General features: G+C 54.9%; 12 protein-coding genes and 1 tRNA gene. 9 read left to right on the forward strand and 4 right to left on the reverse strand.

What is annotated here, in order from left to right; translation table 11 throughout:
• Window positions 1-11: 11 nt before the first annotated feature.
• Entirely contained in the window at window positions 12-1,106 is a 1,095-nt protein-coding gene (locus tag OGM59_01190) for a metallophosphoesterase family protein (GenBank protein ID UYI91113.1), read from the reverse strand.
• Between the two features lie 112 nt (window positions 1,107-1,218).
• Between OGM59_01190 and OGM59_01195 the strand changes: the two genes are divergently transcribed.
• The 6 genes from OGM59_01195 to OGM59_01220 all read left to right on the forward strand — a co-directional run bounded on the left by OGM59_01195 (window position 1,219) and on the right by OGM59_01220 (window position 11,116).
• Window positions 1,219-1,295 (forward strand) — tRNA-Arg (locus OGM59_01195).
• 308 nt (window positions 1,296-1,603) lie between these two features.
• Entirely contained in the window at window positions 1,604-3,007 is a 1,404-nt protein-coding gene (locus tag OGM59_01200) for a hypothetical protein (protein ID UYI91114.1), read from the forward strand.
• Window positions 3,008-3,144: 137 nt separating this feature from the next.
• Complete coding sequence (locus OGM59_01205; GenBank protein ID UYI91115.1) at window positions 3,145-6,234, forward strand: InlB B-repeat-containing protein; 3,090 nt, start codon at window positions 3,145-3,147, stop codon at window positions 6,232-6,234.
• A 126-nt stretch (window positions 6,235-6,360) separates the two neighbouring features.
• On the forward strand, window positions 6,361-7,353 hold the full coding sequence (locus tag OGM59_01210) for an aldo/keto reductase (GenBank protein UYI91116.1): 993 nt from the start codon (window positions 6,361-6,363) through the stop codon (window positions 7,351-7,353).
• A gap of 138 nt (window positions 7,354-7,491) precedes the next feature.
• Window positions 7,492-9,324 carry an ABC transporter ATP-binding protein/permease gene (locus OGM59_01215; protein ID UYI91117.1) on the forward strand — a complete coding sequence of 611 codons (1,833 nt, stop codon included), beginning with the start codon at window positions 7,492-7,494 and terminating at the stop codon, window positions 9,322-9,324.
• Window positions 9,311-11,116: an ABC transporter ATP-binding protein/permease gene (locus OGM59_01220; GenBank protein ID UYI91118.1), complete on the forward strand. Its 1,806-nt coding sequence runs from the start codon at window positions 9,311-9,313 to the stop codon at window positions 11,114-11,116. Before OGM59_01215 ends, OGM59_01220 begins: the two co-directional genes overlap by 14 nt.
• Window positions 11,117-11,160: 44 nt before the next feature.
• On the opposite strand, the gene OGM59_01225 is transcribed toward OGM59_01220, so the two are convergent.
• Both OGM59_01225 and OGM59_01230 read right to left on the reverse strand, forming a co-directional pair.
• Window positions 11,161-11,538 carry a DUF4363 family protein gene (locus tag OGM59_01225; GenBank protein ID UYI91119.1) on the reverse strand — a complete coding sequence of 126 codons (378 nt, stop codon included), beginning with the start codon at window positions 11,536-11,538 and terminating at the stop codon, window positions 11,161-11,163.
• Entirely contained in the window at window positions 11,535-12,212 is a 678-nt protein-coding gene (locus tag OGM59_01230) for a DUF421 domain-containing protein (GenBank protein UYI91120.1), read from the reverse strand. The genes OGM59_01225 and OGM59_01230 overlap by 4 nt, the downstream gene beginning before the upstream one ends.
• Before the next feature lie 68 nt (window positions 12,213-12,280).
• On the opposite strand from OGM59_01230, the gene OGM59_01235 reads away from it, so the two are divergent.
• From OGM59_01235 to OGM59_01245, 3 genes are read left to right on the forward strand one after another with little or no spacing between them, the layout of a single operon-like run.
• Window positions 12,281-13,741: a spore germination protein gene (locus OGM59_01235; protein ID UYI91121.1), complete on the forward strand. Its 1,461-nt coding sequence runs from the start codon at window positions 12,281-12,283 to the stop codon at window positions 13,739-13,741.
• A complete protein-coding gene (locus tag OGM59_01240) occupies window positions 13,734-14,777 on the forward strand; it encodes a spore germination protein (GenBank protein ID UYI91738.1) in 1,044 nt (347 codons plus the stop codon). The genes OGM59_01235 and OGM59_01240 overlap by 8 nt, the downstream gene beginning before the upstream one ends.
• Window positions 14,761-15,885 carry a Ger(x)C family spore germination C-terminal domain-containing protein gene (locus OGM59_01245; GenBank protein ID UYI91122.1) on the forward strand — a complete coding sequence of 375 codons (1,125 nt, stop codon included), beginning with the start codon at window positions 14,761-14,763 and terminating at the stop codon, window positions 15,883-15,885. The genes OGM59_01240 and OGM59_01245 overlap by 17 nt, the downstream gene beginning before the upstream one ends.
• On the opposite strand, the gene OGM59_01250 is transcribed toward OGM59_01245, so the two are convergent.
• Window positions 15,875-16,015 (reverse strand): hypothetical protein, encoded by a 141-nt coding sequence (locus OGM59_01250; GenBank protein ID UYI91123.1) that lies wholly within the window; start codon window positions 16,013-16,015, stop codon window positions 15,875-15,877. The genes OGM59_01245 and OGM59_01250 overlap by 11 nt on opposite strands.
• Between the last annotated feature and the right edge of the window lie 56 nt (window positions 16,016-16,071).

Raw genomic sequence — 16,071 nt, forward strand, 5'->3', positions numbered from 1 at the left:
TTTTTTATGCTTTATTTACCGAGAAAGAGTACCAACAGCAGTGCCACTATGGCAATACCGCCCAAGGCGGCAAAAATTTTAACTGCTCGGGAAATTGCGTCGTACACATTGGTGGGCATGATTTGGAAGAAAGCAAAATGCAGCGGCTCTTGCAGCTTTTTGCCTACCAAGTCCCGGTAGCGCAGGTCTTGGGTGGACAGGCTGCCGTCCCGGTGCAGCGTAATGGTGCGCACGCCTCGATCCAGTCCCGGGCCGTACACATGGAACCCGGCACCCTGGGTGTAGCCCACATCAATGCCGCGAATGTCACCGTGGAAGGCGTTGTTGTGGTCGTGGCCGAAGTACAGGCCCTTTACCTCGCCCTTTTCGCAGAAGGCATCAAACTCGCCGCTGTTTTCCTGCGGATCGGCGGGGGACTCTTTCATAAAGCCCTCTTTGTTTACCCGTTTTCTGTTCAGCACAAACCACTCCTTGGCGTGGGTGCGGAAGCCCTGTACCGCGCCTTTGGTGGACTTTTTCACCTGCGTGAGCAGGTCAAACACCTCGCACACGGGAATGTGCTGAATAACAACGGAGGGAATGGTGTGGCCATACTGTTTTTCGTAGCTGTCGCGTACGCCCCGATACCAGTCAATCTGGTTTTGGTGCACATGGTCGTAGCCCACTTTCAGGCTGGAGTGACTGTCGATCAGATAAAGCAGATAGCCGGGCCGGTCGCCGTCGGCGATCTCCAGCACGCAGTTGCCCACACCGTCCACGCCGGGCGTATCCTCTCCGATAAAACCGGGAATCTCTTTGTAGATTTCAAACTGGGCACGGTTGTCCAGCCCCACCTGCCGGTCGTGATTGCCAAAGCAGATGGCAAAGGGCAGATGCCGCTCCACCACCGGGGCGGTCAGCTCTTTCAGCACCCGGCGCACCTGGTTTACATCACCGTGGAACCCGCGCCCCCAGATCTGGTCACCGCTGTATACCACCAGGTCCGGCTCCTCTCGATCCAAGGCGGCGTTGATCAGCGCCAAGGTGTCCAGGCTGACCTTGAGGCCCTCTTGCGTATCTGCAATTTGCAGGATCTTAAAGGTGTCGTTCTTGAATGTCAACTTCATATTCGTTCTCCGTTCTCAGGAATTTTGCCTTTTTTCTAATTTTAACACAAGAAAGCCTTGACGGCAACGCTTTTTCAAATTATAATATGAAGTGCTGTTACGGCAAGTACATCCGCCCGTGGCGAAGCTGGATATCGCAGCAGATTCCGATTCTGAAGGCCGGGGGTTCGAATCCCTCCGGGCGGACCATAAACGCGGCAAGCGTCTTTACGATGCTTGCCGCGTTTTATTTTTTTGCCCTTGCCGGTGCGTGTATCGGCAAAAAAAGTACACGATAATAGAGCCGACAGGCTGGACAGCTTTGTGAATAGGCGGTTTGATTCTTTTCCATTATATATAAGAGAGTTCTTGATTTCATCCGGAAGCTATGTTATACTGAGTATGAACGAACGGTCAGTAAAATTAGAAACGAATAACTATAGATTTTGGAAAAACTGACCGGGTGCCGTTCTTGCCGATTTTGCCCCCATTTTTGAATTTTGAACGGAGGTAAGAAGATGAAAACAGGAAAAAAACGACTCACAGGTACACTTTTGGCGCTTTGTGCCGCTTTGTTGGTGCTTTGCATCGTGCTTGCCATAGGATGGAGCAAGACGGCAAAAGCCGACGCAGTATTGCCGGAGGTGCGGAACAACGCCACAGCGGTTCAGTGGAAATACAGAGATGAAACCGATTGGCGCGACCTTGTGGCGCTTACCGAACTTACGGGTGCTGCCGGAGAAAACGGAAAGAACGGCACGGACGGTAAAGACGGCTCTAACGGCACCGACGGTAAGAACGGAATAAACGGTACGAACGGCAAAGATGGTATGAACGGCGTTGACGGTACAGACGGGCAAAACGGTATTGACGGTAAAGACGGCACAGACGGCGTCAACGGCAAGGACGGCGTGGACGCCAAAAATATAGAAGTACAGCGAGCCGAAACGCACATACAGTGGCGTTACGAGGGCGGCGAGTGGCAGAACCTTGTTGCGATCGCCGATATAGAAGGCCCTGCCGGACAGAACGGAACGGACGGTGCAAACGGAAAAACGCCGGAATTCCGTGTAAATGAAAACATCCTGCAATGGCGTTATGTCGATGATGAAATATGGCTGAATCTTTACGACCTTACCGCATTAAAAGGTGCGGATGGCAGAGACGGCGTTGACGGCAAGGATGGTATAAACGGAAAAGACGGCGCCGCCGGTAAGGACGGAACAAACGGACAAAACGGCAGGGACGGTAAAGACGGTAAAACACCTTTTATCGGCGAAAACGGCAACTGGTGGATCGGAGAAATCGACACCGGTGTAAAAGCCGCAGGTGTTGACGGCACAGACGGTGTTGACGGCACAGACGGCGAAAAGGGAGAAAAGGGCGACCCCGGCGAAAAAGGCGAAAAAGGCGAAAAAGGAGACAAGGGCGACAAGGGTGACAAGGGTGACAAAGGCGACAAAGGCGACAAAGGCGACCCCGGTCAGAACGGCGGAAGCTTCGGGTACTTTGCAGCAAACGGCAGAGTATACAGTTGGGGAACACCACTTCCGTTCAATGTAAAAAAAGAAAGCGGAGATTTGATCTCCTATGACGCATCAAGCAAAACAATCACCCTTTCAAAAGGTCACACATACAGTATGGTGTTCAGCGGAACGGTTATGATCAGCGCTAACGGTACCTATAAGTTGTGCGGTGCATCACTCATTGACGGATATAACAGTTCTGAAATGATGCTTGAGACGCGAACCTATGTGAGTATGATAGATGACGGTCAAGGTGCAAGACTTGGTATGTCGTATAACACGATATACCGTTCCGAAGCGGATATTGCTTTGACATTTCAATATACAAATATGCTCTTCCAGAATACCAATTTTACCGACAGTCAGTACAACATAACCATTATTGCTCTTGACTGAGCCGACCTATACGAAAACGGAGGTAGTAAGAAATGAAAAAACGAATACTCAGTATCCTGCTCGCCCTATGTATGCTGTTCTGCCTTGTGCCGACTACGGCGTTTGCCGCGGACTGCGCGGAGGATCTGGTAGACCCCGTGATCTGGATTCACCTCAGTTCTGATGGCGGCGGCTACTATGACGTTCTAAATGGTACATGGACGGCGGCGGATTTCTTCCAGCCGGGCAAGGCGCCAAAGGGAGCGAAAATCACTGCGGTCATGCCGCCTACTTCTCCCTCCATTCCGGTTAGTGTGAATGTAAACAGCGACGGTACGCTGAACTGCACGAAAACCGAAAACACCACGGAACCAGTACCCAAATCAGAGACCTATACCGTCACCATCACCAGCGATGACTACGCGCCCATTTCCGCTCCGCTGACCGTGCGCCAGTATCTCAATGCAGGCTTTAGGGGACCGGTCTATTTCGATGATGAGTTGCTCTACGGAGATACCTATACTTACACGTGCCGGGTGAATAACCCCGGTGAAAACGGCGTCTGGTCCGCGCTGATACAGGACCCCCAGATGTTTGAAATTTATAAAGAGACCACCGACACCACCAGCGAACCGGGGAAGTCTATCTACACCGTCCACATCCGAGCCATCAAGGCAGGCGCACGCGTAACTTGTATCGACTTTCTGTATGTTTCCGATACGACAATGGCATCGTCTAAAGTTTCCAGGGGGGCTGTCACCGGCGGTGCTGTCCGTACGCGCCCCCTCACCGTGACGGCTGGCAGCGCAACCATCACCGAGGGCAATGCGCTGCCAACAGACCTTGTGACCTGTACCGGCCTGCTGAACAGCGAAGGACGCAAGGACGACCGGGATACCGTACTGGACAATGCTCTGGGCTACCAACTGCTTGACGCAAACAACGAGGAAGTCACGGCGGCAACTGCCCGCAATATGCCCGGAACCTACACTGTTGTTCCCGCTGCCACCCTCAAATCCGGCTGGGGCGAGCGGTATTCGCTTAACAAGGTCAACGGCACGCTGACGGTGGAAAATCAGCCTGACGAGCAGTTTACCCTCGCCCCCGGCGGCAGATACTATTTCGACCTGTCGACAATGAATATTCCCGGAACGGTAAACAGCAATCTGCCGGACAGCACCCTGCACTATGTGCCGTTTACCTATGTGGGCACGGTGAACGCCTACAAGCTCACATCGGAGACGGCAACCACCCAGGCGTATGCACAGCAGAATAAATATCTCCACAGCCTGTTCATTGCGGATCATGCCGTAACAAATGATGTAAGCTGGGATGCCCTGAACACCGCAGATTTGATTTTCGGCAAGGACTATGCCGCAGGCGGCGTGGACTATACCCTGCGCGCACCGTCTGTGGGAAGTGGGTTTACCGGTTCAGACGATTCAGAGCGCGGTACGCCCCAAAGCAATGAGTGGGACGCAGTGCTGGACAAGAACAGCGGCTATGTCAAAAACTGGAACGACATATATTCGTGGGGGCAGGACACATCAAGTTACGAATCGTGGTATCGTGCGGTTCGCGGGTGCAATTCGGCCCGCCTCTGGAACCACAACTATGTTACGCGCTCCACTCCGTACGTCGGTTTCCGCCCCGTGCTTGAAGTCCTGAACGCTGACACACTGGGCGCTGACGGGCTGAAAGCCGTTACCCTCGACCTTGGCGGCGGCAAGCTGGGTAATAGCTCCGAGGATATTCAAATCATCGTGAAAACCGGCAGCGACTTTACCGCGCCTGCGTCCGACGACCTGACCCGCCCGGACGGAGATACAGGCAATTTCTTTATGTGGCGCGGAAGCAACGGTAAATTCTACGTTCCCGGTGACAGCGTTCCTGCTGATGTGACAGCACTGACAGTGCAGTGGACAGTCCCGACCTATGCCGTCACACTGCACCCCAACGGCGGCACCATCAACAGCGGCAATGTCACCGGATACACCTATGGCGTGGGCGCAACACTCCCGACAGCCGACGATATGACCAATACAGGCCACACGTTCAAGGGCTGGTATGTCAACGAAAATCTGACCGGCTCTCCTGTTACGGCAATCGGCGGTACAGGAACGGGCAATAAGGAATACTGGGCAAAGTGGGAGATCAATCAATATACCATCACAGTCAAACCCGAAAACGGCAAAGCGGATATTACCATAACGCAGGACTACGGCACGAATATTACCGCCCCCGCCGACCCGACAAGAGAGGGCTACACCTTTATGGGCTGGGACAGGGAAATTCCCACGACCATGCCCGCCGAGAATATAACGCTCAAAGCACGATGGAAAGACTGTGAAAAGCCCACGGGCGAAATTGTCATAGGCACCAACAAATGGCAGAAATTCTTAAACAAGCTCACCTTCGGCCTGTTTTTTAAGGATACGCAGGAGGTGACGATAAACGCCGCCGACAACAGCGGAACCGTGTTTATCTCCTATTTGGTGACCGATCGAGATCTTTCAGAGGCGGAACTTCAATCTCTCGTATTTAGCGGATATGAGGAGCCGTTTCGCATAGACCGAAACGGGGAATACATTGTTTATGCAATGCTTGTTGACCCGAACCTGAATATAACATACCTTCGTTCCGACCGCGTAACAGTTGACAATGTTCAGCCGGTCATCGGCGGCATAGAAAACGGCAAGACCTATTGTGAAGCACAGACGGTCACCATTGATGAAAAGTATGTGAACACCGTCACCGTAAACGGCACAGAGGTCACACTCGATGAAAACAACAGCTTTGTTCTCTCTCCTGCGGACGGCGAACAGAAAATCATTGTCACCGACAAGGCCGGCAACACCGCCGAAATGACCGTAACGGTTAACGACGGGCATACCGGCGGCACAGCCACCTGCACCGAAAGGGCGGTTTGCGAGGTTTGCGGAAAGGCTTACGGAGAGCCTGACCCGAAGAACCACACCGACCTGGAGCATATCCCCGCAAAGGCGGCGACAAAGACTGCCGGGGGCAATATCGAGTATTGGTACTGTGAAGACTGCGGCAAATATTTTGCCGATGCCGCGGCTACCAAAGAGATCAAACAGGCAGATACCGTAACGGCCAAACTGTCTGGCGCTGCCAAATCACCCCAAACCGGTGGGGACAGCGGCGTTGTGACCGTATTGCTGCTAAGCGGCGGTGCGTTCATCTGCTTGGTATCCTGCCGGAAAAAGCGCACCCACACCGTGTAAACTACGCAACTCATTGCACAAAAAGAGCAGACATGATGTCTGCTCTTTTTAACACCCGGCAGGAAAGCCCGTTGCGCTCTTTACAGAGAACGATGGGTATGGTAAAATGCAGGGGAGGTGAGCAAAATGTATGAACCCAGCGAAACACGCTACGAGACAATGCCCTATAACCGGTGCGGCAAAAGCGGTCTGCGGCTGCCGGCGCTGTCTGTGGGACTGTGGCAGAACTTTGGCGTGAACAACGATTACGATACCATGAAAGAGATCATTCTAACGGCCTTTGACCATGGGGTGACCCATTTTGACCTGGCTAATAATTACGGGCCGGAGCCGGGGCGGGCAGAGATCAACTTTGGCCGCATATTCAAGGAAAATCTGCGCCCTTACCGGGATCAGCTGATCATCAGCACCAAGGCCGGGTATGAGATGTGGCCGGGCCCCTACGGTGGTCGGGGCGGCAGCCGCAAATACCTGACTGCTTCCCTGGACCAGAGCTTGCAGCGGATGGGGCTGGAGTATGTGGATATTTTTTACCACCACTGCATGACCCCGGACACGCCGCTGAAGGAGACGGCTTTGTGCCTGGCGGATCTGGTGCGCCGGGGCAAGACCCTGTATGTGGGTATGAGCAATTATGACGGCAAGACCATGCACCGTATGTACCACAAGTGCGACGATGTGCAAGCGCCCTTTGTCATCAACCAAAATCGCTATTCCATCTTTGACCGCACGGTGGAGAAAAACAAGCTGCTGAAAGAAGCCCGGGACAAGGGCAAGGGCGTGATCTGCTTTTCACCGCTGGCCCAGGGGCAACTGTCGGATAAATACGCCAAAGGCATCCCGGAGGGCGCCCGCCTGTTTGGCAACGAAAAGCTGCAAGCCCATGTGGGTTATGATCAGCACCGTGCCCAGCAGATTGAAAAGCTCTATCAGCTGGCAAAAGACCGGGGCGAGACCCTTTCTCAGCTGGCAATCCAGTGGCTGTGGCAGCAAAAGGGGGTCACCTCCGTGCTGGTGGGCGTGCACTCCAAGGCGCAACTGCTGGAGAATTTGGCTGCGCTGGAACAGCCGCCCCTTAGCGAGGCGGACCTGATCCGGATTGACTCTTACAGCAAATAACAGCACTTTATACAGAATAAGTAAAACAAAAGGAACGCGGCTGGCAGTCGGGTTCCTTTTCGTTTGACAGTGCCGGCGGAATATGCTACCCTTTTACCAAGAACGGCGGGCGGCGGCCCGTGATTTGGAGAGAAAAGAATGCCCTATATGCAAATGACAGAGGAGCAGTTCAAGGTTCCTGTGCTAAAAAATGTGATCTATGCCCTGCGCCTGGTGTGGCAGACGGACAAGCGCCTGCTCATCGGCTATCTGTTGCAAGAGGGGCTGTATGCGGTGTTTTCCCGCTATTTGCAGAATATTTTGTTCTTAAAGATCCTGCTGGATGTGATCACCGGCAGCGGCGACTTTCGCACTTATGTGGGGGAGTTGGTGGCGTTTGCCCTTTTGGCGCTGGTGGTGAAGGTGGCCCAGTGGGAGGGTATGCGCATGGAGAAGTGCGCCACCAAGCGGGTGCTGAAGTTGCTGAACGACCGGATCTTTGAAAAGGCGCTGTCTGTGGATGTGGCCTGTTATGAGAACCCGGAATTCTACGACAAATATCAGCGGGCAACCATGGTGACCACCAATAGCTTTTTTGACCTGATCTGCTTTGATTTTTCTGCCTTTGTGGCGGATGTGGTGGCGCTGGTGTGCGTGATGGCCACCGTGGCGGCGGTGCACCCGCTGTATCTGCTGTTTTTGGTGCCGGTGTTCTTTGTGTTCGCCGTAGAGGTGTATAAGAGCAAGTGCGTCTATCGGCGGGATATGTCCATGACCGCCAACAAACGAATGCAAGCCTATGTGCAGCGCACGGTGTACCTGCGAGAGTACGCCAAGGATATGCGCACCTCCAATATCTTTGCCGTGATGGTTCGGCGTATGGAGGCGGCCACCAAGGCCAATGTGCGCATTTTGAGGGACTACGGCGTGCGGCTGTTTTTGTACAGCGTAGTCAGCAGCCTGCTTGGTGAGCTGCTGCCGGTGCTGGGCACTTATGCCTTTGCCTGCCACAGCTTTGTGCAGGGCAGCGGGCTGACCGTGTCCGGCTTTAGCGTGGTGGCCTCCGGCATTAACGCGGTGCGGGAGTCTACTCTGGACACCACCGAGTGCTTTGACGAAATGACCTTGATGGCGTTGTATTTTCAGAATTTGCGGGAGTTTTTGGACTATCAGCCCCAGGTGGTATCCGGTCCTCTGCCGGTGCCGCCGCTGGAGACGCTGGAATTTTGCCATGTGGACTTTACCTACCCGGGCACCGATCGACGGGTGCTCCACGATGTGAACTTTACCCTGCGGCAGGGCGAGACCCTGGCGGTGGTGGGCATTAACGGCGCCGGCAAATCCACTCTGGTCAAGCTGCTGTTGCGGTTTTACGATCCTACCGGCGGCCAAATTCTCTATAACGGCAAGCCGCTGCCGGAATATGACCTGGAGCAGCTGCGGGCTGCCTTTGGCACCGTGTTCCAGGATTATAAAAATTTTGCTCTGTCCGTCAACGAGAATGTGATCGGCCACGCTTGTACCCCGACGGAAAAAGCTCTGGCAGAGCGGGCACTGCGCCACAGCGGTGTGTGGGACAAAATTGCCTCGCTGCCCCGGGGAGCGGACACGGTGCTGACCCGAGAGTTTGACGAGGCGGGCACCGGCCTGTCCGGCGGCGAAAATCAAAAGGTGTCCACCGCCCGGCTGTTTGCCCGGGACTTCCAGATCGCCGTGCTGGACGAGCCAAGCTCCGCCCTGGATCCGGTGGCGGAGTATAAAATGTATGAGAATTTGCTGCAAGTGACAGAGAACAAGACGGTGATCTTTATCTCGCACCGGCTGTCCAGCGCGGTGCTCAGCGACCGCATTTTGGTGCTGGCCGACGGTCAGGTGCAGGAGAGCGGCTCCCACCGGCAGCTGATGGAGCGAAACGGACTGTATGCGGATATGTTTCGCCTGCAAGCCTCCGGTTACAAGCAGGAAGGGGGTGCCGCCGGTGCGCAAGCCTAAGCATGCGGAAGAGCACTCCATGTTCTCCAATTTATTCTACTTTTTGCGGCTGCTGTTTGCAGCCTCCCCGGCGCTGGTGATCGGCGAGCTGGCATGGGGCGTGCTGACGGTGCTGCCCGGCCAGCTGGTCAGCGTGCTGGGGGTTAAGTATGTGATCGACATTGTCACCTCCGGTCGGGACTTAAAGCGGCTGTACGCCGTGGTGGCCGTTGTGGTGGCGCTGCTTGCGCTGTGCCGGCTGGCGTCCTATTTGTATCGGGAGTTCTTTTGGAATGTGCAAAGGGAGAAAGCCTATTACCGGCTGAACCGGCGACTGTATGCCAAGGCGGCGGAGCTGGACCTGGCGTCTTATGATGACCCGGAATTTTACAACCGCTTTATTCTCACCATTGAGTCCTCCGGCGACAACATCCAAAACCTGCTGGGCCTGGTGCGCCGGTACTTTGGCAACTTGATCTCGCTGATTGCCATTTCCTCTGTGCTGCTGACCATTGACCCGCTGTGTTTGGTGATTATTTTGGCGTCTATTTTGCTGTTTTTGCCCCTAAGCAAGGCCATTAGCAACTTGCAGGTGCAACGCCAGGTGGAGAACACCCGCTATCATCGGCGGGCAGACTACTTCCAGCGGCTGTTTTACTTGCAGGATTACGCCAAAGAGGTGCGTATGAACGGCATTGCGCCTCTGCTGATGGAGCGCTACGACCAAGCGGCGGAGGATGTGATCGCCTGTCAAAAGAAATATTACGGCAAGATCACTCGCCGCTATCTGCTCCAGGAGACCGGCGTGCAGGTGTTGGGCTTTATGTTTGTACTGCCCATGTATCTGGGCTACCTGGTGCTGGTGCGCCACCAGATCAGCCCCGGGGATTTTGTGGCCAGTTTTAACGGCGCCTATGCCATCGCCATGAGCCTGAATTTCCTCACCGTGTGGGGCGTTGCCCAGTTTGACGAGCGGGCCAAGCTGATCGAGAAGTACCGGGCCTTTCTCCACGCCGAACCCACCATTCGGGACGGGGCGCAGGCGGCGCCCAAGAGTCAGTCCGGCGAGATCAAGCTGGAACACCTGACCTTTACTTATCCCGGTGGGGCGGCGCCTGTTTTGCAGGATATTAACCTGACGATTCACCCGGGGGAGAAGATCGCCCTGGTAGGCTACAACGGCGCCGGTAAGACCACCTTGACCAATTTGCTGCTGCGGCTGTATGAGCCCTCCGTTGGGCGGATCCTGATTGGTGGGCAAGACATTCGGGACTGCACCCTGCAAAGCCATCGGGATCGGTTTGCGGCGGTGTTTCAGGACTTCCAGCTGTTTGCCTGTCGGGTAGGGGAGAATGTGGCGCTCAGTCCGCAGTTTGACCCGGAGCGGGTGCGCCGTGCGCTGGACCACAGCGGCTTTCAGCGACCTTTGCCCCGGGGCGTGGATACCCAGCTGCTGCGGGAGTTTGACGATGACGGACTGATGCTTTCCGGCGGCGAGAGCCAAAAGGTGGCGGTGGCGCGGGCATTCTACAAGGACTGCCCCTTTGTGATCCTGGATGAGCCATCTGCCAACTTGGACCCGGTGGCGGAATACCAGCTGAACCGGGCCATGCTGGAGGCTGCCAGGGACAAGACGGTGATCTTTATTTCTCACCGGTTGTCCACCACGGTGCAGGCGGATAAAATTTATGTGATGGAGCAGGGTCGGATCATAGAGAGCGGCTCGCACAGTGAACTGATGGCGGCAGACGGCACCTATGCTTATATGTTCCGCCTGCAAGCGGAGAAGTATAAGAACGCCAAAAGTGAATAACGATAAAAAAGCGAACGATTTTTATATCGTTCGCTTTTGTGTTGCTAAAAGATGTTGCCCACCGTTACCTTGCTGTTGTCGTAGATCTCTGCCAGTTCCGTTTGGCACTGGCGAATGGTGGGGCGCAGATCGTCGCTTTCGTCCCCAGCCAAGGGTTGCAGGGTGCCCAGGGTTACCCCCGCCTCTTGTAAAGCGCGGTGCTCCATGAGCACGCACAGGGTGGGGTAGCGGGCGGTCCAAATGTTTTGCAGTTGGCGGGCCTTGCGTTCTGCCTCCGGGTAATTCTCTTCTGCGGCGGCTGCGTCCATGCTTTGCAGTAGGGTCTCAATATTCTCAAAGGTGGTCTTGACCGTGTGCTGTTCAAAGATACACAGCCCTGCCACCAGCAGCAAAAACAAAATGGCAAACCAAGTGCGCTTCACTTTTTTCTCTCCTTTTTTACGGCAAAGACGGTGCCGCTGTCATCTATGGTCACCACCAGCTGTTCACCGGGGCGCAGGCTCTCCTTTTGCAGCGCCTTGGCAATGGCCGCCGTGTCCAGCACTTGGTCACCGAAATATTCCGGCACAATGTGGCCGTCGGTGACTACGGGTATGGGAAAGCCGTTGTCCGGCGTCGGTACCCCCAACTGTTTGGGGGTCACCGGGCTTTCCTCCGTACGCAGCCGCACGGACAGGCTGCCGTTGGTCTCTACCACCGCTTCCTCCACGGTGGACAGATCAAATACATCCTTTTGGCGTAGGGCGTCTATCAAATCGTCTACGGTAAAGCGCAGGCGACGCATTTGCTTTTGATCCGGTTTGCCGTGGCGTATGAGAAAGATGGGTCGCCCTTGCAGCAGGTTTCGCAGCCGCAGGCTTTTCATGGACGCCACGGAGGCGAGAATTTCCAGACTTACCAGTAGCAGCATGGGCAAAAAGGCGTTGGCCAGGGGCATGGTGTTGTCTTGTAGGGGAATGGAGGCAATCTGGCTTACCAATATGGTAATGACCAGCTCGTGTGGGTTCAGCTCGCCGATCTGGCGCTTGCCCATGATCCGCATAGCCAGAATGACGGTAAAGTAGATCAGCAGTGCGCGAATAAGAGTTACTGTCATTTCAATCACCGGTTGTATTTTGTGAATAAATCCCCCGGTTATGCCAAAATTAGTACGGGTGATAGAAATTGGAAAACCTTAGGCGCCAATATAACGATAATGTACAGAAATTTAAGGCGGACTTTGCGGACTGCTCGGATTTTTTGCTCAAGGAGGCGGAAACCGGCGGTCGCAAGTGTTTTTTTGCTGTGATGGACGGATTGGTGGATTCTTTGCAGCTGGGGCAGATGATTATGGGACCGGTGCTGGGGGCACAGGTGAAGGCCCGCACGCCGGACGAGCAGTTTAGCCAGCTGATGCGCACCTGCGTGCAGTCGGTAGAGCTGAAAGAGGCAGAGACCTTCGAGGATGCTTACTATTATTTGATGAGCGGCTTTTGCGTGTTTGTGTTGGACGGCTGTCCCCGGGCTATGGTCATGGGTATTCAGGGTTGGACCAAACGCAGTACCGACGAGCCGGAGAGCGAAAGCAATGTGCGCGGAGCCAAAGAGTGCTTTGTGGAGTCTGTGAACGACAACAAGGCGCTGCTGCGCAAGCGCATGAAAACCCATCACTTAAAGTTGCGCCAAATCCAGCTGGGCACCGCCGCCCCAACCCCGGTGGTACTGGCCTTTTTGGATGACCGTGCCGCGGCGGAATTGGTGAATGCGGTGGAGCAGCGGCTAAAGGACGCGCATTTGAATACGGTGGCGGATTACGGCGAACTGGTGCCCTTTTTAGACACAAATATGCGTTCCTTTTTCTCTGCCGTAGGCACCACGGAGCGCCCGGATGTGTTGGCGTCCAAGCTTTATGAGGGCCGGGTGGCGGTACTGGTGGAGGGCACGCCCTTTGTGCTTTATGTGCCGTATCTTTTCAGCGATAATTTTCAGTCTTTGGATGATTACGATTATCCGCCGTTCTTCGGCGGATTTGTGCGGCTGCTGAAGTATTTCAGCTTTGGTATTTCCGTGTTTTTGCCCGGGGTGTATGTGGCGCTGGGCACTTTTCATCAAGAACTGATTCCCACCAACTTGCTGTTTACCATTGCGTCGGCAGAGTTCCGTACCCCGCTGTCCCTGATGAATGAGGCCATTATGACTCTGATCTTTTATGAAATCATGCGGGAGGCGGGGCTGCGGTTGCCCAAGGTCGTCGGCCACGCGGTGTCTATCATCGGCGCCATTGTTATCGGTGAGGCCACCGTGTCTGCCGGGCTGATCGGCGCGCCTATTTTGGTGATTATCGCCATTACCGCCATTGCCTCTTATGTGGCGTTTCCGCTGTATGACAGCGTGTCGGTGCTGCGGCTCTTGTTTATCCTGGCCGGGGGACTCACCGGACTTTACGGTTTGATGCTGGGCATGGCGGCGCTGTTTGTAAATATTTGCAGTCTCAGCCCCTACGGCGTGCCGTACGCCGCCCCCATCGCGCCGCTAAATGTGCGCTCCCTGGGCGATGTGTTTTATCGGGAAAGTTGGACCAAGCTGGCCCGCCGCCGGGTGCGGGTACAGGATCTGCGGGGTGCGCATATTGACCAGTGTGAATAACAGCAAAATTTCTTCGTTCAGTCTGTTTGCCATGCTGTATATCAGCCGCCTGGTGGTGAGCCTGACCCATGTGCAGTCTATTATGGCAGGTAAGTTGTCTACCCAAATGCTGATGAGCGTGGGGGTAGCGCTGGTGCTTTCCCTGTTGTTTGCGGTGCCCGCGCTTCTTTGTGTGCAGCGGGACTGCTCACCGTTGGCGCACAGAACGATGGGCACTCTTTATGCCTGTAATTTTATCTTTTTGGCGGGGATCAATGTGAGCCGCTTTGCCTACTTCGCCTCTGCCCGGTTGAATCCGGAGGCCAAAAGTTGGGGATTTGCCTTGCTGATTCTTCTATTTGCGGTGTATGGGGCGTTGGTTGGGCTGCAAGGATTGTCTCGTTTTTCCGGCTTCGCCTTTTGCCTGATTGTGCTTGTGGTAGCGGTGGTGCTGGGCTTTAATGTGCAGCACTTCCAATGGTTCAGTCTGTTTCCGCCAGGCAGCAATACCGTGGGTGAAGTGGTGCGAAACGGCGTGGTGCTGTCTGCCAATACGGCAGAGATTACGATCTTTTTGGTGCTGGCGGATCGGGTGGTCATCGGCGGACGTCGTTTTGGTGCCTTTTATGGCGCTATGGGGTGTTCGTACCTGACTACGAGCCTGCTGTTTCTCTTTGCCATCGGCGTGATGGGGGACGCGGCCGGGTTACAGGCGTTTCCGATTTATACCCTCTCTCAGCTGGCAGGCAGCGGCTCAATGGTGCGTATGGACGCGCTGTACACCGGCTTTTGGATCTTTGCTATCTTTATTAAGGCGGCACTGCTGATTTATTGTGCGGCAGTGACCCTGCCGGGCAGCGGTGGGTACAAGGGCAAGTGCCTGGGCGCCGGTTTGGCGACCTTTGCCGTCAGTTGTGCGCTGGGACGGTTGATGACTGTGGGTCAGCACTCGCCGTTGATCACAGTGGTGCCCTTTGCAGTGTTTTCCTCTCTCATTCCCTTGGTGTGGCTGCTGGGGCACAGAAAGGCGCGTGGTACAAATGAGACGAATAATTAAGCTACTTCTTTGTTTTTTGTTGGTGTCGGCCACACTGTGCGGCTGCTCCGGACGGCGCACCCTGAGCAATTTGGCGGTGGTGGAGGGCATGAGCATTGACCGGGCGGCCAATGGAGTGTCCGTCTCGGTGCAGACCTTGAATATGACCAAGAGCGGCAACGGCTCAGAGGCTCTGTCCGGCAATATTACCATCAATACCGCAGAGAGCGGCACCGGTATCTCCCAGGCTCTGTCTAAACTGTCCGAGGACTTGTCCCGCAATTTGTTTTTAGGACAAAACAAGATTACGGTGTTCAGCAGCAGCGTGGCACGGCACGGGGTGGGCGACAATATGGATTACTTTGTGCGCAGCGCCGCCAGTCGGCCGGATGTGCTGCTGTGCGTGGCAGACGGTAATGCCAAGGCGCTGTTGGAGAGTAAGGAAGACGACGCTTTGGTGCCCAGCGCAAATATGGTGCACCTGTTGCAGAATGGGCAGGATAGCGGTATGGGCGCGGTGGTGTCCGTTAATGACGCGCTGCGCCGCTTTGCCAGTCCTACCTCGGATATTTATTTGCCGCTGTTAAAGAAAGCGGGCACACATACGGCTTTTGAAGGGTTGGCGCTGTTTGATGGGGGCAAGATGACCGCCACGGCGGATATGGACGATACTTTCGGCATCCTCCTGATGAACGGTAAGATTAAAAGCGGACTGCTAACCCTGCAAAATGACAAGCTGGGGCATATCGGGGTGGAATTGGTGTCCTGCAAGGTGAGGGCACGGAGCGCCATGGAGAACGGGCGACCGGTGTTTCGGGTAACGGTGCGAACGCAGTTGATGCTGGATGAAGTGCAAAAGGGCTATATCAGTACCATAGATAATCGCGCCATTTCCGTCATAGAGCACCTGGCGGAGCAAAAGCTGGTGGACCTGTGCACCGGGGCTTACGCCTGCTTGCAGGCCGCCGGATGCGACGGCGTGCAGGTTGGGGCGCGGCTGGCCATGTCAGACCCGGCGGGGTATGCAGCGGTTAAAGCGGACTGGAACCGCGCGTTCTCCGCCTCTGTGATCCAGGCTGTCTGCCATTGCCGGATTACGAAAATTAACGATAATTCCATCAGAGAATAGGCGCCGTCAGCACCGCAGAGTGGAGCAGGCTTACCAGATCACTGCTGCCTTGGGTGTGAAACGCGGCGAACATGGGCACCCCGAATGTGAGCAAAAACAGCAGAGCAAACAGGATCAATACTTTTTTCAAAGCGGATCTCTCCTTTCAGATAACTTGACATTTGTCTATTATAATTGTATAATGAT

This window comes from Oscillospiraceae bacterium (assembly GCA_025757685.1).
GTDB lineage: Bacteria > Bacillota > Clostridia > Oscillospirales > Acutalibacteraceae > CAG-217.

Bases quoted from the DNA above. Each gene is read 5' to 3' on its own strand.
- OGM59_01190 (UYI91113.1), bottom strand. From the start codon at position 1,106: ATGAAGTTGACATTCAAGAACGACACCTTTAAGATCCTGCAAATTGCA.
- OGM59_01200 (UYI91114.1), top strand. From the start codon at position 1,604: ATGAAAACAGGAAAAAAACGACTCACAGGTACACTTTTGGCGCTTTGT.
- OGM59_01210 (UYI91116.1), top strand. From the start codon at position 6,361: ATGTATGAACCCAGCGAAACACGCTACGAGACAATGCCCTATAACCGG.
- OGM59_01215 (UYI91117.1), top strand. From the start codon at position 7,492: ATGCCCTATATGCAAATGACAGAGGAGCAGTTCAAGGTTCCTGTGCTA.
- OGM59_01230 (UYI91120.1), bottom strand. From the start codon at position 12,212: ATGACAGTAACTCTTATTCGCGCACTGCTGATCTACTTTACCGTCATT.
- OGM59_01245 (UYI91122.1), top strand. From the start codon at position 14,761: ATGAGACGAATAATTAAGCTACTTCTTTGTTTTTTGTTGGTGTCGGCC.